Origin of the sequence: Methyloversatilis sp. RAC08 (assembly GCF_001713355.1) — a bacterium.
Taxonomy (GTDB): domain Bacteria; phylum Pseudomonadota; class Gammaproteobacteria; order Burkholderiales; family Rhodocyclaceae; genus Methyloversatilis.
Window position 1 is genome coordinate 2,551,160 of the sequence record NZ_CP016448.1, and the last position, 18,532, is coordinate 2,569,691.

Consider the following 18,532-nt stretch of genomic DNA (forward strand, 5'->3'; position numbering starts at 1 on the left):
TTTGGTTCAGCTGGAGAAATAGGATGAAAGTCCAAGCTTCTGTAAAGCGCGTTTGCCGCAAGTGCAAGGTGATTCGTCGCCACGGGGTTGTGCGTGTCATTTGCGCGGATCCACGTCACAAGCAGCGTCAAGGTTGACGCTTGCTAGTGGTTTTTGATAAAATTTAAGGTTTCGCTTTTCGGGGTGACTGCATGGCCCGTATCGCCGGCGTAAACATTCCTAACCACCAGCACACCGAGATCGCTCTCACCGCGATTTTCGGCGTCGGTCGGTCCCGCTCACAAAAGATCTGTGACGCTGCTGGGGTAACCCGCACCGCCAAGATCAAAGACCTCTCGGAGGCCGAAATGGATCGGCTGCGGGAAGAGGTCGGCAAGTTCACGATTGAAGGTGACCTTCGCCGCGAAGTGACGATGAACATCAAGCGCCTGATGGATCTCGGGTGCTACCGCGGTGTTCGTCATCGTCGCGGCCTGCCGCTTCGTGGTCAGCGTACCCGCACGAATGCACGTACCCGCAAGGGACCGCGCAAGTCGATCTCCGGCGGCAAGAAGTAAGCGCCCGCTAACAGGACACGATCATGGTCAAGAGTGCTGCAAAAGTAAGAAAGAAAGTCAAGAAGAACGTCGCGGAAGGTATCGCGCACATTCATGCTTCTTTCAATAACACGATCATTACGATCACCGACCGCCAGGGCAATGCCTTGTCATGGGCAACGTCCGGCGGAGCGGGCTTCAAGGGCTCGCGCAAAAGCACGCCTTTCGCCGCGCAGGTCGCTGCTGAAGCGGCTGGCAAGGTGGCAGTCGAGTGTGGTGTGAAGAATCTTGAAGTGCGCATCAAGGGGCCTGGCCCCGGCCGCGAGTCGGCTGTGCGTGCGCTAAACGCGCTCGGTATCAAGATTTCGTCGATCACCGATATCACGCCGATCCCGCACAACGGCTGCCGTCCGCCCAAGCGCCGGCGTATCTGAGAGGAAGTAGAGAATGGCTCGTAATCTCGACCCGAAATGTCGTCAGTGCCGTCGTGAAGGCGAAAAGCTCTTCCTGAAGGGCGAAAAGTGCTTCACCGACAAGTGCGCGATCGAACGTCGGTCCTATGCGCCCGGGCAGCACGGGCAGAAATCCGGCCAGCGCCTGTCCGGTTTCGGCCAGCAGTTGCGTGAAAAGCAGAAGATTCGCCGCATCTACGGCGTTCTCGAGCGCCAGTTCCGTCGCGTCTATGCAGAAGCCGTGCGTCGCAAGGGTCAGACCGGCGAAAACATGCTTCAGCTGCTGGAAAGCCGCCTGGACACCGTCGCCTATCGCATGGGTTTCGGCGCGTCGCGCGCCGAATCGCGGCAGGTGGTGCGTCACAACGGTGTTCTGGTCAACGGCAAGCGCGTGAATATCCCGTCGTACGAAGTGCGTCCGGGCGACGTGGTCGAACTGACCGAACGCGCCAAGGGCCATCTACGTTCGAAGGGTGCGCTCGAAGCCCAGGCATCGCGTGGCTTCCCGGATTGGATCGATGTCGATTCCAAGGCGGCTCGCGGCGTGTTCAAGGCTCTGCCGGCTCGCACCGACCTCCCGTCGACGATCAACGAAAGTTTGGTTGTCGAACTGTATTCCCGCTGATCGCGTGTGCGATCAGCTCGCTGACGTCACTGAGGACTGCAGATGCAAAGCAATGCTCTCTTGAAACCGCGCATCATTGACGTACAAAATCTTTCACCGGCTCACGCACGTGTTGTGATGGAGCCGTTCGAGCGCGGATTTGGGCACACGCTGGGCAACGCGCTCCGTCGCATTCTCCTGTCGTCGATGCCCGGCTTCGCGCCGACTGAGGTGCAGATTGAAGGTGTGCTGCACGAGTACTCGACGCTCGATGGGGTTCGCGAGGATGTGGTAGACATCCTGCTGAACCTCAAGGGCGTCGTACTTAAGCTGCACAACCGTTCTGAAGCCTATCTCCGCTTGTCGAAGACCGGCGAAGGTGTAGTCACGGCGGGCGATATCGAAGTCACGCATGACGTCGAGATCGTCAATCCGGAACATGTCATCGCCCACGTTGCACCGGGTGGCAAGCTCGAGCTCCAGTTCAAGATCGAACAGGGCCGTGGCTATGTTCCTGGCACGCTGCGTCAGCACACCTCGGAAAGCAAGGCGATCGGCCACATTTTGCTGGATGCGAGCTTCAGCCCGGTTCGTCGTGTCAGCTACTCGGTAGAGTCGGCACGCGTCGAACAGCGTACGGATCTTGACCGTCTGGTGATGGACGTCGAAACGAACGGTGCTGTAGAACCTGAAGAGGCGGTTCGCTACGCGGCACGAGTGCTGGTGGATCAGCTGTCGATCTTCGCCGAACTGGAAGGTACGGCGCCAGCTGTCGAAGCACGTCGTCCGGCGCAGATCGATCCCATCCTGCTGCGCCCGGTTGATGATCTCGAATTGACGGTTCGCTCTGCTAACTGTCTGAAGGCCGAGAACATCTATTACATCGGCGATCTGATTCAGCGCACCGAAAACGAGCTGCTCAAGACCCCGAATCTGGGTCGCAAGTCACTCAACGAAATCAAGGAAGTGCTTGCTTCTCGCGGCTTGACGCTGGGTATGAAGCTCGAGAACTGGCCGCCGGCTGGCCTCGATCGGGGCTAATCCCCCAGCCGGGTTCGCCCGGTCACAATATGAACCGGCCACTTGCCTGACCCGCGGTGGCCGCATAATTTTACGGAGTCATCATGCGTCATCGTAACGGTCTCAGAAAACTCAATCGCACCAGTTCGCATCGTGAAGCGATGTTCCGCAACATGGCGGTGTCGCTGCTTCGTCACGAAGCGATCAAGACTACAGTGCCGAAGGCCAAGGAATTGCGTCGCGTCGTCGAGCCGCTGATCAATCTCGGCAAGACGCCCAACCTTTCGAATCGCCGCCTCGCTTTCTCGCGTCTGCGTGATCGTGAAGTCGTGTGCAAGATTTTCGATGTGCTTGGCCCGCGATACGCTACACGCAACGGTGGCTATCTCAGCATTCTGAAGATGGGTTTCCGCCAGGGCGACAACGCACCGATGGCTTTCGTGCAACTTATGGATCGTCCGGACGAAAGTGCGGAAGCGGTTGAAATCGCCGAGTAAATTCGCGCATTCCCCGAAAAAGCCTCGCTCTGCGAGGCTTTTTTTTGTGCTGCCAACAGTTGAAAGGTGAAATCAGGCTGCGTTAGATGCGTGCCCTGACAGCGGTGCAATTTGATTATTCCGTTGCGCCAGCGCTTCCCGAAACACTTCGCCCAGCATGACCAGTACCGCGCCTTCCGGGGGGCCGTCCGTACCGAGCAGTTCCGACACCGGTCGTGCAGCGAGGCCGGACAAAGTGGTCAAGCTTTCGCGCGACGACGGAAGGCTGGCGTTCTCGATGATGGCGACCGGCGTTTCGGGGGCGCGTCCGCAGGTCAGCAGTTCATGTGCGATGGCCATCGATTCGTGCGACGCCATGTACAGCGCCAATGTCGGTACATCGGCATTCGCTCGCAGCGCCTGCGATGGGTTTTCGCCTGTGCCCGCGCGCGGTGTAAGCAATGCGACGCTGCGTGACAGGCCGCGCCGCGTCAACGAAACCCTCAGTTGAGCGCAGGCGGCACTCGCTGCGGTGATGCCGGGCACCACTTCGTAGTCGATGCCTGCGTCGGCGAGGGCATCCATTTCTTCCTGCGCGCGGCCGAACAGCATCGGATCGCCTCCCTTGAGGCGAACCACTACGGCGTGCGTGCGTGCTGCATGAATGAGTTGCTGGTTGATGAAGCGCTGTGCGGTCGAATGGCGTCCGCAGCGTTTGCCAACCGGGATACGTTTCGCCCGACTGGCGAGCGCCAGCACCTCTTCGAGGATCAGTGCGTCGTGAAGAACCACATCGGCTTCGGCAAGCAGCTTTGCGGCACGCAGAGTCAGCAGGTCGGCCGCACCCGGGCCGGCGCCGACCAGCCATACCTTGCCGGGTAGATTCGAGTCAGCCGTCTTTGACATGCAGACCGCACTCCTTGCTATCCGCGTTCTCCCACCACCAGCGACCCGCGCGGATGTCTTCTCCGGGCGAGATGGCACGCGTGCAAGGCTGGCAGCCGATACTCGGAAAGAACTGTTCGTGCAGGACGTTGTACGGCACGCCCTCGGTCTGGATGTACACCCACACCTCACGTTCGGTCCAGTCGGACAGCGGATTGAATTTCTCGATACCGTGTGTCTCATCGAACTCGCGCAGCGGCAGATCCGCTCGCGTGGTCGACTGTTGAGCACGCATGCCGGTGATCCAGGCCTTCTTGCCGGCCAAGGCGCGTTTCAGCGGTTCGACTTTGCGCATGCCGCAGCAAGCCTTGCGCAGCTCGACCGAGCGGTAGAACGCATTGATGCCGTGCTTGCGCACGTATTCCTCGACCGCTTCATGGCGCGGAAACCACGTGACTGGCCGCATCCCGTAGTGCGTCTCGGCCTTCGCCATCAGGTCGTAGGTCTCGGCGGGCAAGCGACCCGTGTCGAGCGTGAAGATTTCGATGTCGATGGCGTGCCGCTGGATGATATCGATCAGCAGCATGTCCTCTGCGCCCATGCTGCTCGCAAAGCCGACGGGCTGAAATTCAGCTGCGGCCTGGCGCAGCCGGGCTATCGTGGCCAGAGTTCTTTCAGCCACCTTCGCGCGCAGTGCGTCGCTCACGTTCGGATGGATCATCGGATTGCTCACGTTCGGTCACCCAGAGCGGATCGCCTGCGAAAGACCGGCGGCTGGCCATCGGTCGAAGTCTGATACGGCGTCGTGAAGTCCTTCAGCGCACCGATGCATCGGTCTGCCTTTTGATCGGCACGCAGCAGATAGGCGTCGAAGCCGCAGCGGTGGAAGAAAAACATCTGGTCGCGCAGCACGTCGCCAAGCGCCCGCAGCTCGTTTCGATAGCCGTATCGCGTGCGCAGGATGAAGGCGATCGAATAGCCTCGGCCATCGATGAATTTCGGAAAGTTAACGCCGATCAACGGCAACCTGTTCAAATTCCAGCCCAGGCTTTCTGCCAGCTCGGCAGGCTCTTCATGGCTGTCCAGCCAGACGCCGATCTCGCCATCGTCGGCGCGGCCTGCCAGTTCATCGCGATGGCGGAGCCACACCGAAAGCGGCAGCAGCACCTTGCCAGTCGGAACATCGCAGGCTGCAATCACGTCTTCCGACGCCGCCTTTTCGCCGGTGAGCTTGAACAGCACCACCTTGCCGGCCGACTTGCGCACGGGTTCATTCGTCTCGGGCAGCCGCACCCAGGTCCAGTCGTCGGCAACCACCTCGGTACCGCGGATCAATTCAGCCATGAGTCACCTCGGCCTTCTTCGTGGATGCGCCATAGACGCGTGCCTTGAACGGCGCCATGCCGAGGCGGCGCACGGTATCGATGAAACGCTCTTCCGGAGTGCGGTGTTCGACGTAGGTTTCGACCAGCTTCGTGATGACGCCCGGCACCTCTTCGGCCGCAAACGACGGGCCGATGACGTCGCCGATCGATGTCTGGTTACCCTGCGAGCCGCCGATCGACACCTGATACCATTCAGACCCGGTCTTGTCGACGCCGAGAATGCCGATGTGGCCGACGTGATGATGGCCGCAGGAATTCATGCAGCCGGAAATGTTCAGCTCAAGGTCGCCGACGTCGTACAGGTAGTCGAGATTGTCGAACGCTTCCTGGATTGCCTGCGCGATCGGGATCGACTTCGCATTGGCCAGCGAGCAGAAGTCGCCACCCGGGCAGCAGATGATGTCCGTCAGCAGCCCGATGTTCGGCGTCGCCAGTCCGTGCGCGCGGGCGCCCAGCCACAGTTCGTGCAGGTCGGCCAGTGCAACGTCGGCCAGCACCACATTCTGTTCGTGCGATACGCGCAGTTCGCCGAAGCTGTAGCGGTCTGCCAGATCGGCCAGCGCGTCCATCTGGTCACAGGAGATGTCACCTGGCGCGACACCGGTCGGCTTCAGCGACAGCGTAACCGCGCGGTAGCCCGGCCGCTTGTGGCCGCGCACGCAGCGCGACACCCAGCGGGCGAAAGCGGGGTCGGATGCGCGCTTCTCATCGAAGCCTGCGTCCGTCGCCGGAAGGACCGGGGCGTCCGGATCCGTAAATGCGGCGCGCGCCCGATCCAGTTCGGCCTGTGTCACGGTGGCGATGCCATCGCGTTCGAGCTGCCATTCTTCTTCCACCTGGCGTGCGAATGCCTCGGCGCCGATGGCCTTCACCAGAATCTTGATGCGCGCCTTGTAGGCGTTGTCGCGACGACCATAGCGGTTGTACACGCGCAGAACGGCGTCGAGATAGGTCGGCAGGTGCTGCCAGGGCAGGGCTTCATGGATGACGCTGCCCAGTATCGGCGTGCGGCCCATGCCGCCGCCGACGATGACGCGGGCGAGCACCTCGCCCTGGACGTCGCGGTAAAGCTGCAGGCCGACATCGTGCGCGTAGGTCACGGCACGGTCTTCAAGCGTACCGCTGACGGCAATCTTGAACTTGCGTGGCAGAAAGGCGAATTCCGGATGGAAGGTCGACCACTGGCGCAGCATTTCGCAGTACGGGCGCGGGTCGACCATTTCATCCGGCGCAACGCCGGCGAACGGATCGGTCGTGATGTTGCGGATGCAGTTGCCCGAGGTCTGGATGGCATGCATTTCCACCGTGGCCAGTTCGGCGAGGATGTCACTGGTGTCTTCCAGCTTCGGCCAGTTGAACTGCATGTTCTGCCGGGTCGAGAAGTGGCCGTAGCCGCGGTCGTAGCGCCGACCGATGTCGGACAGCTTGCGCAACTGGGTGCTCGACAGCATGCCGTATGGAATGGCGACGCGCAGCATCGGCGCGTGACGCTGGATGTAGAGGCCATTCTGCAAGCGAAGCGGCCTGAACTCGTCGTCCGACAGCTCACCAGCGAGGTTGCGCTGCAACTGGTCCCGGTACTGCGCGACACGCTCAAGCACCAGCGTGTGGTCGTATTCGTCGTAGTGATACATGGATGCGATCTTCCGTCCGTCGGCGCCCGCCGGCACGCCGGGACACCATGTCAATGAGTCAGCCTAGAAGATTCAGGCTCAGCTTGCCGCCGATGCCGAACAGCATGGTTGCCAGCAGCGGCCGAAGAAAACGCTCCGGCAGACGCGCGGCGACCTGGCTGCCGATCGCGATGCCGGGTAGCGAACCGATCAGCAGTGCGCCAAGCAGCGCCCAGTCGACGTTGCCGAGCCACCAGTGTCCGAGCCCGGCAACCAGCGTGAGCGGTACGGCGTGGGCGATGTCGCTGCCGACGATGCGCACCGCCGACAGGCGCGGATAAAGGAATACCAGCGCCGCCGTTCCCAGAGCGCCGGCACCGACCGAAGAGATCGTGACCAGTACGCCAAGTATGGCACCCGTACCCACCGTCAGCATGCGCAGATTGCGCTCCCGCCATTCGCGAATGCCCGGCCTTTCGGCCACCGCCTGCAGTTTCTTCCGAAACAGCAATGCACACGCCGTCAGCACGAGCGCAATCCCTAGCGTACCGCTGATGATCGACGCACTGCCATAGGCTGAGCTGGAATGCGTCGATAACCACCACAGTGTCAATGCCGCTGCCGGCACGCTGCCGGAACCCAGTCCGGTCACGATGCGCCAGTCCACGGCCTGGTTGCGCCCGTGCACCAGCGCGCCACCAGCCTTGGTCAGTGCGGCGTACAGCAGGTCGGTGCCGACGGCTACCGCCGGGTGGATGCCGAACAGCAACACAAGCAGCGGCGTCATCAGCGAGCCGCCGCCCACACCAGTCAGGCCGACGATGGCACCGACGAAGAAACCTGCGATGGAATAGCCGAACTCCATGGGCGTTTGTATACAGAGGCACGCGGAAAGAGCGCAGCTTAGTGGGACAGCAAGATAATCGGAAATGCTTTGAAGTAAGATTCAAATCACTTCCAGTGCTAAAGACTGCCCATGAACCTGCAACAACTGCGTTATGTCGCCGAAGTCGCCCAGCGCAACCTGAATGTGTCGGAAGCGGCGCGCGCGTTGCACACCTCGCAATCCGGGGTGTCGCGGCAGATCAGCTTGCTGGAATCGGAGTTGGGCGTCGACGTGTTCATCCGGCAGGGTAAACGGCTGGTGGCAATGACGCGCCCGGGCGAGGAAGTGGTGGCGATCGCGCGCCGCATGCTGCGCGACATGGGGGCGCTCAGGCAGGTGGGCGAAGAATACGCGGTCGGCGAACGCGGCCGGCTGACCATCGCCATGACGCACACACAGGCGCGCTACGTGCTGCCGCGAATCCTGCCCGAGTTCATGCGCGCCCACCCCGAGGTGAAGGTCGCGCTGCATCAAGGCAATCCGACGCAGTGCTGCGAATACGTGCTGTCCGGCGAGGCCGATCTGGCGATCGCAACCGAAGCGATCGACGAATACGACCAGCTGGTCAGCCTGCCCTGCTACCAGTGGAACCGCTGCCTGATCACCCCGCCCGGCCATCCGCTGCTCGATGAGACGCCGCTGACGCTGGCGGCCATCGCCGAATGGCCGCTGATCACTTATGACTTCGCCTTCACCGGCGGCTCGACGGTCAATCGCGCCTTCGCCGCGCAGTCGTTGTCGCCCAACATCATGCTGAGCGCCATCGACGCGGACATCATCAAGACTTACGTATCGCTCGGTCTGGGCGTCGGCATCGTCGCGCAGATGGCGTTCGACCCGGAGCAGGACCGCACCTTGCGTGCGCTCGACTGTGCCCATCTGTTCGAGCCGAGCACCACCCGCATCGGCCTGCACCGCAATGCCTGGCTGCGCGGCTACACCTACGACTTCATCGAGCAGTTTGCGTCCGCGCTCAGCCGTGAAGTGGTCGACCAGGCGCTCGGCCGCGGCTGAGCGCCTTCACGAGGCGGTAACCTCGGGCGGCGACATTGCAGGCAATGACCTTCCCGGGCTTGCCGCCATGACCGAACTTCACGCTGATCCGCTTCATCCGCTGGTGTTCAACGCCGATACGGGCGTCGCCGAACTGGCGGGGGTGCGTTATCTCGCCAGTCAGCCGGTACAGGCCAAGGACGGTCGCACCGTGCTCTACCTGACCGAAGCATCCCGGCCGATGCACCTGTTCAAGTTCGTCGGTCCGGCCGCCTGCAGCGGCGCACTGCCCCACGGCACGCTGTACGTTGCCAGCCTGGGCGCCGATGGCAAATGCGAAGGGCACGGCCGGTGGCTGCCTCTGGTGCTGGCGCGCCATGGTCTGTCGGTGCGCGACGGATACGACAGTCTGCAGGCCATCCTGGCCGACCCGGCGGATGCCGCCTGCCGTGCCGGGGCGTCGAGCATCGAAGGTCTGTTTGCACCTCATGCACGCAACGACGGCGGCGCCTTGCTGCGATGCGATCACGCGACACCGGCACTGGTCTGGCGCGAGGCGCTGGGCGACGCGGCAAGCCTGAGCTTTGCGTGGCACAGCGCGGCTGCAGCGGAAAGCGTCGCTACAAATCTTCACCTTCAGCGCATCGGCAGCGCTGCTGCGCGCTTGCGCGGTTAAGGCGGCAGCAGTCGGCCGTTCCCCCGCAGCCGCCGTGACATGGTCACGGTGCCGCCAGCCGAACGACTTCTATAATCGGGAGTCGATCCGCATCTCCGTACTCCATGAAACGTCATCTCTGGTCACTGATTGCATCGATCCTTTTTGCAGGTGCGCTGGCGTCCTCGACGACTTTTGCGGCTGACGAAGCCAGTCGCTACTACGAAGACGCACTGGTGCGCTACGACCGCAAGGATGATGCCGGCGCGATCATCCAGCTGAAGAATGCGCTGAAGGCAGATCCCGGCATGCTCGCGGCTCATCTGCTGATGGGACGGGCCGGTCTGCGCAAGGGCGATTTCGCTGCCGCCGAGGTCGCCTTGCGCGAGGCGCAACGCCGGGGCGCTTCGCGCGCCGAATACGTCGTTCCGCTGGCCAATGTGCTGCTGGCCATCGGTCAGCAGAAGGAACTGCTCGAAACCCTGCAGCCTGCCGATCTTCCCCCCGGCATCCGGTACGAGCTGTTGCTGCTTCGCGCCCGGGCCCATCAGGAAACGAGCCAGTACGCGCAGGCCATTGCAGTCATCAATGAAGCGCGCGCGCTCAACCCGAACGCCGCGGCCGCGCCGGCGCTGCATTCGCGCATGGCTCTGGAAGCGGGACGTGCCGACGAGGCTGCGACACTGGCTGAACAGGCGACCAATCTCGGGCCCGCCGATACCGATGCCTGGGCGGCGCGTGCCGCTGTTGCCTACGCCACGAGCCAGTTGCAGGTGGCGCTTGAGCACTACGACCGAGCATTGAAACTCGCCCCCGACAACCGCGAAGCGCTGCTCGGCCGAAGTTCGGTGCTGATGGATCTCGGGCGCATGCCGGAAGCCAAGATTTCGCTGCTCGCATTGTCAAAGGCGGACGAGAAGGAGCCGCGTTCCGCCTATCTGCGCGCCGTGATCGCAGATCTCGAAGGCGATCGCGAGGGTGCCAGGAAGCTGCTCGGCGAAGTGGTGGGCCTGATTGATCCACTGCCGCGTAGTGCCTTGAGCAGCCGCTCGCACCTCGCGCTGATCGCCGGTCTCGCACATCAGAGTCTGGGCGGAGCGGTCAAGGCGAAGGAATATTTCGAACTGCATGTCCGGTTCTTCCCGTCGCAGCCTGCTGCACGCAAGCCGCTTGCCTCGTTGCAGATCGCCGGCGGCGATCCGGCGTCTGCCATCGTGACGCTCGAACCGCTGGTGCGTAGCGGCACCCGCGACCCGGAAGTGTTGGTACTCATGGCCAGTGCCTACGGCAAGCTCAAGCGGCATGAACGCTCGACCGAACTGCTCGAAGAAGCGGCGAAGCTGGGCAAGTCGTCCGAGGTCCAGACCTCGCTCGGCCTGAGTCTGCTCGGGTCCAGGCAAACAAAGCAGGGCCTTGCGCAGCTGCGCGATGCGCTCAAGCAGGATCCGGGTCAGGGGCGGGCCAGCATGGCGCTTGCACTGACTGCACTGCGCGAGCAGCAGCCGAAGCGCGCAGCCGAACTGATGGAGGCGGTGGTCAAGCGCGAACCCGACAATCTGGCCGCCCTCAATGTACTGGGCGTCGCACGCGCCGCAGCCGGCGATTTTGCGGCGGCGCGCAAGGCCTACGAAATGGCGCTGTCCAAGGACAAGAATTTCGACAGCGTCAAACTCAACCTGGTGAAGCTCGATCTTGCCGAGAGCAAGCCGGCCGACGCACGCCGGCGCCTCGATGCACTGCTCAAGGAAAAGCCCGACCACGCTGCGGCACTGTTCGAACGGGCGCGGCTCGATGCGCGGGAGAAGCGCTTCGCCGAGTCGATACGCGGCCTGGAAACGCTGCGCGACAAGCACCGAAAGCATGTTGACGGGCAGGTCGCGCTGATCGAAATGTATGTTCAGACCGGTGCGCTGGACAAGGCGCTCGAGGTCGCCAAGGACAGCACTCCGAGTCAGCCGGGCTATCTCGCCGTGCAGGCGGCGCTGGCGCGCGTGCAGCTGGCGCGTGGCGACGGGGCCGGCGCCCGCGCAACCCTGACTTCGATGACGCGCGTGGCGGATTTCGATGCGCTCGCCCAGTACCGGATCGCGCGCCTGCAACTGCTCGCGGGCAATCCGTCCGGCGCCGCGTACAGCATTGAAAAGGCACTGCAGGGCGATCCGGATTTCGCGCCGGCGAAGATCATGCAGGCTGAACTGCTGCTCGGGGAAGGGGCTCTGGACAAGGCGGATGCGCTCGCGCAGACGCTGATCCGGGGCGCGAATGCGCCGCCGGACGCCTACAAGCTGGCGGGCGACGTGGCGTTTGCGCGACGTCAGTGGCCGGAAGCGATCGGCCATTACGGGACGGCGCTCGCGCGTGGCGCGGGCGTTGCCGTCGCAGGGCGTCTTTACGAGACGCACCGGCGGGCGGGGAACGCAGCGCAAGCGAAGGCGTCGGTCGAGTCGCTGGTCCGCGCCCGCCCGCGCGACCTGGAGATGAAGCTGCTGCTGTCACAGGCGCAGACTGACGCGGGCCAGTTGCGCGAAGCGAAGCTGACGCTGGAAACCGTGCTGAAGGCGGGCGAATCGGCACCGGTGCTGAACAACCTCGCCAATTTGCAGTGGCAGCTCAAGGATCCTGCTGCGCAGCAGACCGCCGAGCGCGCGTTCAAGCTGGCGCCGGGCGATCCCCTGATACTCGATACGCTGGGCTGGATTCTGGTGCAGAACGCGCAGATCGATGCCGGTTTGCGTCATCTGCGCGAAGCGCGCCTGCGTGATCCGGCGAATCCGGAAATCCGCTTTCACCTCGCCTGGGCGCTGGCCAAATCGGGGCGCAAGGCGGAAGCGCGACAGGAGCTGGAGGCCGCGCTGCAGTCCGACCGTTCATTCCCGGAGGTCGAAAACGCGCGAGCGCTCAGGACTGAACTGGGCGCCCCCTGAACGGTGTCGGATATATTTACACCACACATTTTTGCAGTTATCAAGCCATTGTTTTTATTGCGTATTTAAAACTGGCCTTGATTTTGCTACAAAGACACTGACAGTCAGCCTAGTCAATGACTTCCAAGGATTAATGATGAACAAGAAAAGCCTGAAAACACTGAGTGCAGCGCTCCTCGTCTGCCTGAGCGGTGCCGCGTCGGCTGCTTCGACCAGCTGGTCATTCACGTCCAACGCGACGTCGTCGGTCTCCGCCAGCGGTTTTGCTTCGAAGGTTGCCGAGTTTTCTTCGATGACCTACACCAACGGTGCCGGCAATTCCGTCACGATGAATGCGTTCGCGAACACCGCATCAAACGCGAAGATCGAAGCGGCATACCTGAACTATCAAGGTTCTAGCGGTCTGGGCGTGACCAGCCGGGACAGCAGCACGAACGACGAGGTTTATAACGGTTATCTGAGTACGCCGCAGCACTCGTTCGACAACCAAGGTGCAACGGAATCCATCCTTTTTTCCTTCTCGTCTGATTTTACGCTGGAACAGCTTGACTTCGGATGGACCCAGACGGACTCGGACGTGCAGGTCTATGCCTACACCAGCGCTGCCGCGTTCTCCACAGGCACGATCCTGACCAAGGACTACGCGACGCTGACCGGCTGGACCAAGATCGGTGATTTCACCGGTCCGACCGATCCGCGCCTGACGACCAATTCCACGTACTCCCGTTATTGGCTCGTGACCCCGGGGCCTGCTTCGGACAAGTTCGACTACATCAAGCTGGCCGGCGTTACCGGTTCCTACAAACCGACCACGCCGCCGCCCGCCGTGCCCGAGCCGATGTCCCTGGCGCTCGTCGGTACGGCACTGGCAGGCATGATTGCAGTCCGCCGTCGCAAGGCCGCATGATCAGCAGCACGAGATGAAAACCGCGCTTCGGCGCGGTTTTTTTTCGTCTGCCATCAGCCCTGCGAAACCCTCACGCAACGGGCTCGTATTCCTCCTGCGCCTGCAACGCCCACATCTGCGCATACGCGCCGTCAAGCGCCAGCAACTCGGCGTGCGAGCCGCGTTCGACGATGCGGCCGGCGTCCATGACTAGTATCTGGTCGGCATCCATGATCGTTGACAGCCGGTGCGCGATGATCAGCGTGGTGTGCCCGCGCGCCACCTGCTCCAGCTGTGACTGGATGGCCTGTTCGGTCTTCGAGTCCAGTGCAGAGGTGGCCTCGTCGAAGATCAGCACCGGCGGGTCCTTCAGCAGCGCGCGCGCGATGGCGACACGCTGCTTCTCGCCACCGGACAGTTTCAGGCCGCGTTCGCCGACCTTGGTGTCGTAGCCGTCGGGCAGGCGGACGACGAAGTCGTGCAACTGCGCGGCGCGGCTCGCCGCTTCGACCTCTTCCGCCGATGCGCTCACCCTGCCGTACTGGATGTTGTAGTGGATGCTGTCATTGAACAGCACGGTGTCCTGCGGCACGATGCCGATCGCGGTGCGCAGGCTGTCCTGCGTGAGCTTGCGGATGTCGGTGCCATTGATCGTGATGCGCCCGCCGCCGCTGTCCACGTCATAGAAGCGGAACAGCAGCCGGGCCAGCGTCGATTTGCCGGAACCTGACTGACCGACCACCGCGACCCGGCCGCCGGCCGGTATCGTGAAATCGACGTCGTGCAGGATCTGGCGCGCGGGGTCGTAGCTGAAGTTCACCTGCTGGAAACGCACTTCGCACGGGCCCGGCGGCAAGGCCTTCGCGTCCGGGTCATCCGCGATTTCACGATGAGTGTCCATCAGGCCGAACATGCGTTCGATATCGGTCAGCGACTGGCGGATTTCGCGATACAGCACGCCGAGGAAATTCAGCGGAATGTAGAGCTGGATCATGAAAGCGTTGACCAGCACGATGTCGCCCAGCGTCATGCGGCCTTCGGCCACGCCGACGGTGGCGCGCCACATCATCAGCGTTACGCCGATGGCGATGATGAAGGCCTGACCGATGTTCAGATACGACAGCGACACCTGGCTGCGCTCCTGAGCACGTTGCCAACGTGCCATCTGTTCGTCGTAGCGGCGCGCCTCGAAGCCCTCGTTGTTGAAGTACTTCACCGTTTCGTAGTTCAGCAGGCTGTCGATGGCGCGCGTGTTGGCTGCCGAATCCAGCTCATTCACCTCGCGCCGCAGCTTGGTGCGCCAGTTGGTGACGACCACCGTGAACGTGATGTAGATCGCCAGCGTGACCGCCGTGATCAGCGCGAATGCCGCTTCGTACTTCACCGCGAGGATGCTCAGCACGAGGCCCATCTCGACCAGCGTCGGCAGGATGGAATACAGCGTGTAGCTGATCAGCGAGCCGATGGCGCGGGTGCCGCGTTCGATGTCGCGCGTAAGACCGCCGGTCTGGCGTTCCAGGTGAAAGCGCAACGACAGGGCATGCAGGTGCTGGAACACCTGCATCGAAATGCGCCGCACCGCCTGCTGCGTCACGCGCGAAAACACGATTTCGCGCAGTTCGGTCAGCAGCGAGGTCGAAAAGCGCAGTGCGCCATAGGCCGCAAGCAGGCCGAGCGGCACCAGCAGCGGCGCCGCTTCGAGCGCACTCTTCTGCATCGCGGCGGCCGGCGTCAGCGCGTCGATCAACTGCTTGAAGATGAGCGGCACCGTCACGTTGGCGCCCTTGGCGCCGATCAGGAAGGTGAGCGCGATCAGCACGCGCCACTTGTAGGCCCAGAGGTAAGGGAAAAGGCTTTTGAGGGTGTCGAGATCCCGGCGGCGGGTGCCGGGTGGGGCTTCGGGCGCGGGCAGCGGTGCAGCAGCGGAGTGTCTCATCGCGCAATTGTAAGGTACGGAGCAGGCGCCACACGGGCTGTCGGTACCGGTTTCGCGCGGATGGCCTATATGTATATCAGCAACGCCGACATGCCGAGTGCGACCATCACCGCTCCCCACAGGCGCTTGCGATCGGCCGCCGACCACTGTGCGACTGCCCGGGCCTCCGGTTCCGGCGACGGATGCGACGAGGCGGCCTTCAATGCGGCCTCGACCACCTCGCGCGACACACCGACGGTGGCAGCGAGGCGATCCGGATCAGCGATGGCAGCGGATCGTGCAGCGAGCCGGATGGTGGCTTCCGTGGAGTCGAATTCGCGCGCCAGCCCGCGTGAAACGGTCGCAGCACCTGGCGCGGATGATGATTCGGTGACAGCGCCGGTCGTACCGGGCGCCGAGCGGACTTTCGCCGGCAGCCTGAAATCAGTGTCCGACGCGCATCTCAGGCGGCAGGCGCGCAGGTCGTCCGCCATGTCGGCAGCGTTCTGGTAGCGCGCGTCCGGTGATTTGGCCAGAGCCTTCGCCACGATGAGATCGACCAGAGCCGGCAATGCCGGATTCAGCACGCCCGGCGCCACCGGTATGTGGTGGATGACCTGATACATCACCGACTGCACATCGCTGCCGACGAAGGGTGACCGGCCGGTCATCATCTCGTACAGGATGACGCCGAGCGAAAACAGGTCGACCCGCGTATCCGGTGTGCGGCCCAGCACCTGTTCCGGCGACAGATAGCGTGGCGATCCGAGCAGCAGGCCAGTCTGGGTGCGTACGTCGGCACCATGCAGGCGCGCAATGCCGAAGTCGGTGATCTTCACGCGCCCGTCGGCCAGCACCATGATGTTGCCCGGCTTCACATCGCGATGGATGACGCCGCGCGCATGGGCATAGGCCAACCCGTCGGCAATCCGCGCTGCCAGATCGAGGGCTTGATGGAAGCTCAGTTCGCCACGGTTGATCAGGTCCTTCAGTTCGCGGCCGTCGAGGTATTCCATGGCCATGAAGGCCAGCTCGCCACAGCGACCGATGTCATGAATGGTGACGATGTTGGGGTGATTCAACCCGCCGGCCGCGCGCGCCTCGATCATGAAGCGCCGCTCGTAGAATTCGATGTCGTCCGGATCGTGCGCCATGTTGATGGTCTTGATCGCCACCGTGCGGTCGAGCAGCGGATCGAATGCGCGATAGACCACGCCCATCGCGCCACGCCCGATCTCGGCGAGCACGTCGTAGCGTCCGATATTCACGGGAAGACTCATGGCAGCCGGATCAGCGTGCGTCGGCGACGCTGCGATAGACCGGTCCCCACTTCGGATGTCCGGCTTCGGCGGGCGTCAGCGCGAACGCCGGGTCGGCGGTGAAGGCGCGGTCGAAAGACTGCCGGCAGGCGGCTTCACGCTCGCTGATGCAATGGATGAAGGCGAGATACTTGTGCGCCCGTGCCTGACTGGTGCGGTTGCGCAGTCCCGCGCCCAGGCTGGACTTCAGCAGCTCGGCCGCCTCCGGGTAGCGCGCATCCTCGTACTGCCTGACGCCGGCCGCCAGCAGTTCATCTGCCGATGTTGCGCGCGCCGGAGCGGCGGCCGGGGAGGTCGCCGGTTTCGGCGATGTTTTCGGCGCGTCGCCCGACGGCGCCTTCGGCTGCGCTGGCTGGCCAGACTTCGCTACCGGCTTCGCCCCGTCCTGATCGAATACCGACACGATGCCGTCGACACCCTTCTGCACCGTGGCACAGGCGGACAGCATCGAAATCACCGCGACGAGCGCCCAGCAGTGCAGCGCACGCTTACTGACGAAAATCATGTCTGATCCTGGTTTCCTCGCCGGCTCTGACTTCGACCTGCTGTGTATGCGGCGCAAACGCCGGATTGCGGATTTCGAGTACATGCAAGCCTGGCGCCAGCATGAGGTTGCGCTCCGGCGGTGCCGCACCGTGGTGGGCGCCGGCCACGCTGACCTCGCCCCAGGGCAGTACATTCACCCGCAGGGTGCCGAGCTGCACAGCAGCTGCCGGCTCGCTGCCTTCGACATCCCGAGAGATGCGCTGCGGTGTCGGTATCGACGTTTGTACCACGCCTGCATGCTCGCCGTTCGTGGCCGTGACGTCTTGCCCGGGCAGCGCGGCACGAATGGCCAGCGCCACGAGCAGGATGGCGGCGACGGCCAGCGCCGTCGCCGTCAGCGGGCGCGCAAGCACGCCAGCCAGCGGCAACTTCAGCAGCGTGCCCGATTCGGGACCACTGTTCGGTGGCCCGACAGGGCGGTCCGGCAGCGGCCTGTCGGACAGCATGAAAACCTCGTGTTCGCGCAACTGCACATCGGTGCGCACACCGGCCGGCTCGAATAGCAGCCCGTACGCCTCGTGCAGACTTGCCAATGCATCGACGAAGCTGCGTGACGCCAACACCCCGCCGGGATCGGCAAAGCCCGCAATGCGTTGTGCGACCCCGAGGCCGTCACCGATGAGGTTGGGCGGTACCCCCGATTCGCCTATCAGTCTGACCGGCCCGTGGTGAATACCGCTGCGCAGAGGCAGCGCGTCATTGCGCGCCGCGACAGTCGCGGCGCGCACCCTGGTGGCAAAGCGAAGCCCGTCGTCCGGAGATTCGATGAACGTGATGGCCGCGCCGTCTGCGGTATCGAGCACGATGCGCGTTTCCGGACGCACGCCGACCAGCGCCGTGCCCAGCACCTCGTTGAAGCGCGATCGCATCTGCGCCTGTTCGGCCACAGGTCTGTCCGCGTAGCCGATCATTTCGATCACGACGATGCTGCAGACTGCTGCGCTTGATCCTTCGTAAGTCATGTCCGGAGAAGCGGGGGGATGTCGGTTGTTTATGAAAATGTACGCCCGGGCGTCCGGCCAGGCAGCAGCGGGCAGCGCGCTCGTCTGCTGCCTGGCGCATGCAGCAGGCCGGAGCGTCTAGGAGGATTGACCGTTTCTGATGGATGCATCGGCCGGATGTTCCCTGGCGAGCTTCCATATAGGCGGAGCGCGGCAGCACGTCTGCCGATCGACGCAGGTCCGGTCAGTCCGTTCAGCGTTGCACGGGAAAACCGCCGTCCTCAAGCGCGCGGCAAATGTCGTCTTCCGACACAAGAGGACTGTGCTCAACGCTCACCGTACCGGTTTCGGGCGACACGTCGACGCTGTCTATCCCCGGGAGCTCATGGACGATGTTGACGATGTCGGCCGCACAGTCGGGACCTTCAATGCCTGATTCGATGATGACGGTGGTGTGCATGGTGCAATCTCCAGCCAGTATCCAGTCTTCGTCGGC

Annotated in this window: 20 protein-coding genes; 10 read left to right on the forward strand and 10 right to left on the reverse strand. The window is 63.2% G+C overall.

The genetic code is table 11. The features are described 5' to 3' along the window. Positions 1–23 precede the first annotated feature (23 nt). The 6 genes from rpmJ (at position 24) to rplQ (ending at position 3,109) form a co-directional block, all read left to right on the forward strand. Positions 24–137 carry a 50S ribosomal protein L36 gene (gene rpmJ, locus BSY238_RS18155; RefSeq protein ID WP_083224033.1) on the forward strand — a complete coding sequence of 38 codons (114 nt, stop codon included), beginning with the start codon at positions 24–26 and terminating at the stop codon, positions 135–137. A gap of 54 nt (positions 138–191) precedes the next feature. Next, positions 192–557: a 30S ribosomal protein S13 gene (gene rpsM / locus BSY238_RS11820; protein WP_069039320.1), complete on the forward strand. Its 366-nt coding sequence runs from the start codon at positions 192–194 to the stop codon at positions 555–557. A 23-nt stretch (positions 558–580) separates the two neighbouring features. Then, positions 581–970, forward strand: coding sequence for a 30S ribosomal protein S11 (gene rpsK / locus BSY238_RS11825; protein WP_008061749.1), 390 nt, complete (start codon positions 581–583; stop codon positions 968–970). A 13-nt stretch (positions 971–983) separates the two neighbouring features. Beyond that, positions 984–1,613 (forward strand): 30S ribosomal protein S4, encoded by a 630-nt coding sequence (gene rpsD / locus BSY238_RS11830; RefSeq protein WP_069039321.1) that lies wholly within the window; start codon positions 984–986, stop codon positions 1,611–1,613. Positions 1,614–1,655: 42 nt separating this feature from the next. Continuing rightward, complete coding sequence (locus BSY238_RS11835) at positions 1,656–2,633, forward strand: DNA-directed RNA polymerase subunit alpha (RefSeq protein ID WP_069039322.1); 978 nt, start codon at positions 1,656–1,658, stop codon at positions 2,631–2,633. An 83-nt stretch (positions 2,634–2,716) separates the two neighbouring features. After that, positions 2,717–3,109 (forward strand): 50S ribosomal protein L17, encoded by a 393-nt coding sequence (gene rplQ / locus BSY238_RS11840; RefSeq protein WP_069039323.1) that lies wholly within the window; start codon positions 2,717–2,719, stop codon positions 3,107–3,109. 72 nt (positions 3,110–3,181) lie between these two features. Here the strand turns inward: rplQ and cobA are convergent, their stop codons facing one another. Genes cobA through BSY238_RS11865 form a run of 5 tightly spaced genes read right to left on the reverse strand, consistent with a single transcriptional unit; the run spans position 3,182 to position 7,836 of the window. Beyond that, complete coding sequence (gene cobA, locus BSY238_RS11845) at positions 3,182–3,994, reverse strand: uroporphyrinogen-III C-methyltransferase (protein WP_069039324.1); 813 nt, start codon at positions 3,992–3,994, stop codon at positions 3,182–3,184. Further along, positions 3,978–4,706, reverse strand: coding sequence for a phosphoadenylyl-sulfate reductase (locus tag BSY238_RS11850; RefSeq protein ID WP_069039325.1), 729 nt, complete (start codon positions 4,704–4,706; stop codon positions 3,978–3,980). Before BSY238_RS11850 ends, cobA begins: the two co-directional genes overlap by 17 nt. Continuing rightward, on the reverse strand, positions 4,703–5,317 hold the full coding sequence (locus BSY238_RS11855; protein WP_069039326.1) for a DUF934 domain-containing protein: 615 nt from the start codon (positions 5,315–5,317) through the stop codon (positions 4,703–4,705). Before BSY238_RS11855 ends, BSY238_RS11850 begins: the two co-directional genes overlap by 4 nt. After that, the gene (locus tag BSY238_RS11860; RefSeq protein ID WP_069040634.1) at positions 5,310–6,992 is read right to left on the reverse strand and encodes a nitrite/sulfite reductase; all 1,683 of its coding nucleotides are present in this window, start codon (positions 6,990–6,992) and stop codon (positions 5,310–5,312) included. The genes BSY238_RS11855 and BSY238_RS11860 overlap by 8 nt, the downstream gene beginning before the upstream one ends. 58 nt (positions 6,993–7,050) lie before the next feature. Next, on the reverse strand, positions 7,051–7,836 hold the full coding sequence (locus tag BSY238_RS11865) for a sulfite exporter TauE/SafE family protein (protein WP_069039327.1): 786 nt from the start codon (positions 7,834–7,836) through the stop codon (positions 7,051–7,053). Between the two features lie 111 nt (positions 7,837–7,947). Between BSY238_RS11865 and BSY238_RS11870 the strand changes: the two genes are divergently transcribed. The 4 genes from BSY238_RS11870 (at position 7,948) to xdp1 (ending at position 13,336) form a co-directional block, all read left to right on the forward strand. Then, positions 7,948–8,871, forward strand: a complete 924-nt coding sequence (locus BSY238_RS11870) for a CysB family HTH-type transcriptional regulator (RefSeq protein WP_069039328.1) — start codon at positions 7,948–7,950, stop codon at positions 8,869–8,871. Positions 8,872–8,938: 67 nt separating this feature from the next. Then, positions 8,939–9,526 (forward strand): alkaline phosphatase PhoX, encoded by a 588-nt coding sequence (locus BSY238_RS11875; protein ID WP_069040635.1) that lies wholly within the window; start codon positions 8,939–8,941, stop codon positions 9,524–9,526. A gap of 104 nt (positions 9,527–9,630) precedes the next feature. Continuing rightward, the gene (gene prsT / locus BSY238_RS11880) at positions 9,631–12,429 is read left to right on the forward strand and encodes an XrtA/PEP-CTERM system TPR-repeat protein PrsT (protein WP_069039329.1); all 2,799 of its coding nucleotides are present in this window, start codon (positions 9,631–9,633) and stop codon (positions 12,427–12,429) included. Positions 12,430–12,565: 136 nt separating this feature from the next. Beyond that, positions 12,566–13,336, forward strand: a complete 771-nt coding sequence (gene xdp1, locus BSY238_RS11885; RefSeq protein ID WP_069040636.1) for an exosortase-dependent surface protein XDP1 — start codon at positions 12,566–12,568, stop codon at positions 13,334–13,336. Between the two features lie 70 nt (positions 13,337–13,406). Here xdp1 and BSY238_RS11890 read toward each other — a convergent pair whose 3' ends face one another. The 5 genes from BSY238_RS11890 to BSY238_RS11910 all read right to left on the reverse strand — a co-directional run bounded on the left by BSY238_RS11890 (position 13,407) and on the right by BSY238_RS11910 (position 18,496). After that, positions 13,407–15,251, reverse strand: coding sequence for an ABCB family ABC transporter ATP-binding protein/permease (locus tag BSY238_RS11890; RefSeq protein WP_069039330.1), 1,845 nt, complete (start codon positions 15,249–15,251; stop codon positions 13,407–13,409). Positions 15,252–15,316: 65 nt separating this feature from the next. Next, a complete protein-coding gene (locus BSY238_RS11895) occupies positions 15,317–16,498 on the reverse strand; it encodes a serine/threonine-protein kinase (RefSeq protein WP_223300107.1) in 1,182 nt (393 codons plus the stop codon). Positions 16,499–16,520: 22 nt separating this feature from the next. Continuing rightward, complete coding sequence (locus tag BSY238_RS18160) at positions 16,521–17,054, reverse strand: TssQ family T6SS-associated lipoprotein (protein WP_083224034.1); 534 nt, start codon at positions 17,052–17,054, stop codon at positions 16,521–16,523. Beyond that, entirely contained in the window at positions 17,038–18,057 is a 1,020-nt protein-coding gene (locus BSY238_RS11905) for a PEGA domain-containing protein (RefSeq protein WP_069039332.1), read from the reverse strand. Before BSY238_RS11905 ends, BSY238_RS18160 begins: the two co-directional genes overlap by 17 nt. A gap of 232 nt (positions 18,058–18,289) precedes the next feature. After that, positions 18,290–18,496, reverse strand: a complete 207-nt coding sequence (locus BSY238_RS11910; protein WP_069039333.1) for a heavy-metal-associated domain-containing protein — start codon at positions 18,494–18,496, stop codon at positions 18,290–18,292. Positions 18,497–18,532: the final 36 nt, after the last annotated feature.

Coding starts and splice junctions, on each gene's coding strand:
- rpmJ (WP_083224033.1), top strand. CDS start 24: ATGAAAGTCCAAGCTTCTGTAAAGCGCGTTTGCCGCAAGTGCAAGGTG.
- rpsM (WP_069039320.1), top strand. CDS start 192: ATGGCCCGTATCGCCGGCGTAAACATTCCTAACCACCAGCACACCGAG.
- rpsK (WP_008061749.1), top strand. CDS start 581: ATGGTCAAGAGTGCTGCAAAAGTAAGAAAGAAAGTCAAGAAGAACGTC.
- rpsD (WP_069039321.1), top strand. CDS start 984: ATGGCTCGTAATCTCGACCCGAAATGTCGTCAGTGCCGTCGTGAAGGC.
- BSY238_RS11835 (WP_069039322.1), top strand. CDS start 1,656: ATGCAAAGCAATGCTCTCTTGAAACCGCGCATCATTGACGTACAAAAT.
- rplQ (WP_069039323.1), top strand. CDS start 2,717: ATGCGTCATCGTAACGGTCTCAGAAAACTCAATCGCACCAGTTCGCAT.
- cobA (WP_069039324.1), bottom strand. CDS start 3,994: ATGTCAAAGACGGCTGACTCGAATCTACCCGGCAAGGTATGGCTGGTC.
- BSY238_RS11855 (WP_069039326.1), bottom strand. CDS start 5,317: ATGGCTGAATTGATCCGCGGTACCGAGGTGGTTGCCGACGACTGGACC.
- BSY238_RS11860 (WP_069040634.1), bottom strand. CDS start 6,992: ATGTATCACTACGACGAATACGACCACACGCTGGTGCTTGAGCGTGTC.
- BSY238_RS11865 (WP_069039327.1), bottom strand. CDS start 7,836: ATGGAGTTCGGCTATTCCATCGCAGGTTTCTTCGTCGGTGCCATCGTC.
- BSY238_RS11870 (WP_069039328.1), top strand. CDS start 7,948: ATGAACCTGCAACAACTGCGTTATGTCGCCGAAGTCGCCCAGCGCAAC.
- BSY238_RS11875 (WP_069040635.1), top strand. CDS start 8,939: ATGACCGAACTTCACGCTGATCCGCTTCATCCGCTGGTGTTCAACGCC.
- prsT (WP_069039329.1), top strand. CDS start 9,631: ATGAAACGTCATCTCTGGTCACTGATTGCATCGATCCTTTTTGCAGGT.
- xdp1 (WP_069040636.1), top strand. CDS start 12,566: ATGAACAAGAAAAGCCTGAAAACACTGAGTGCAGCGCTCCTCGTCTGC.
- BSY238_RS11890 (WP_069039330.1), bottom strand. CDS start 15,251: ATGAGACACTCCGCTGCTGCACCGCTGCCCGCGCCCGAAGCCCCACCC.
- BSY238_RS18160 (WP_083224034.1), bottom strand. CDS start 17,054: ATGATTTTCGTCAGTAAGCGTGCGCTGCACTGCTGGGCGCTCGTCGCG.
- BSY238_RS11905 (WP_069039332.1), bottom strand. CDS start 18,057: ATGACTTACGAAGGATCAAGCGCAGCAGTCTGCAGCATCGTCGTGATC.
- BSY238_RS11910 (WP_069039333.1), bottom strand. CDS start 18,496: ATGCACACCACCGTCATCATCGAATCAGGCATTGAAGGTCCCGACTGT.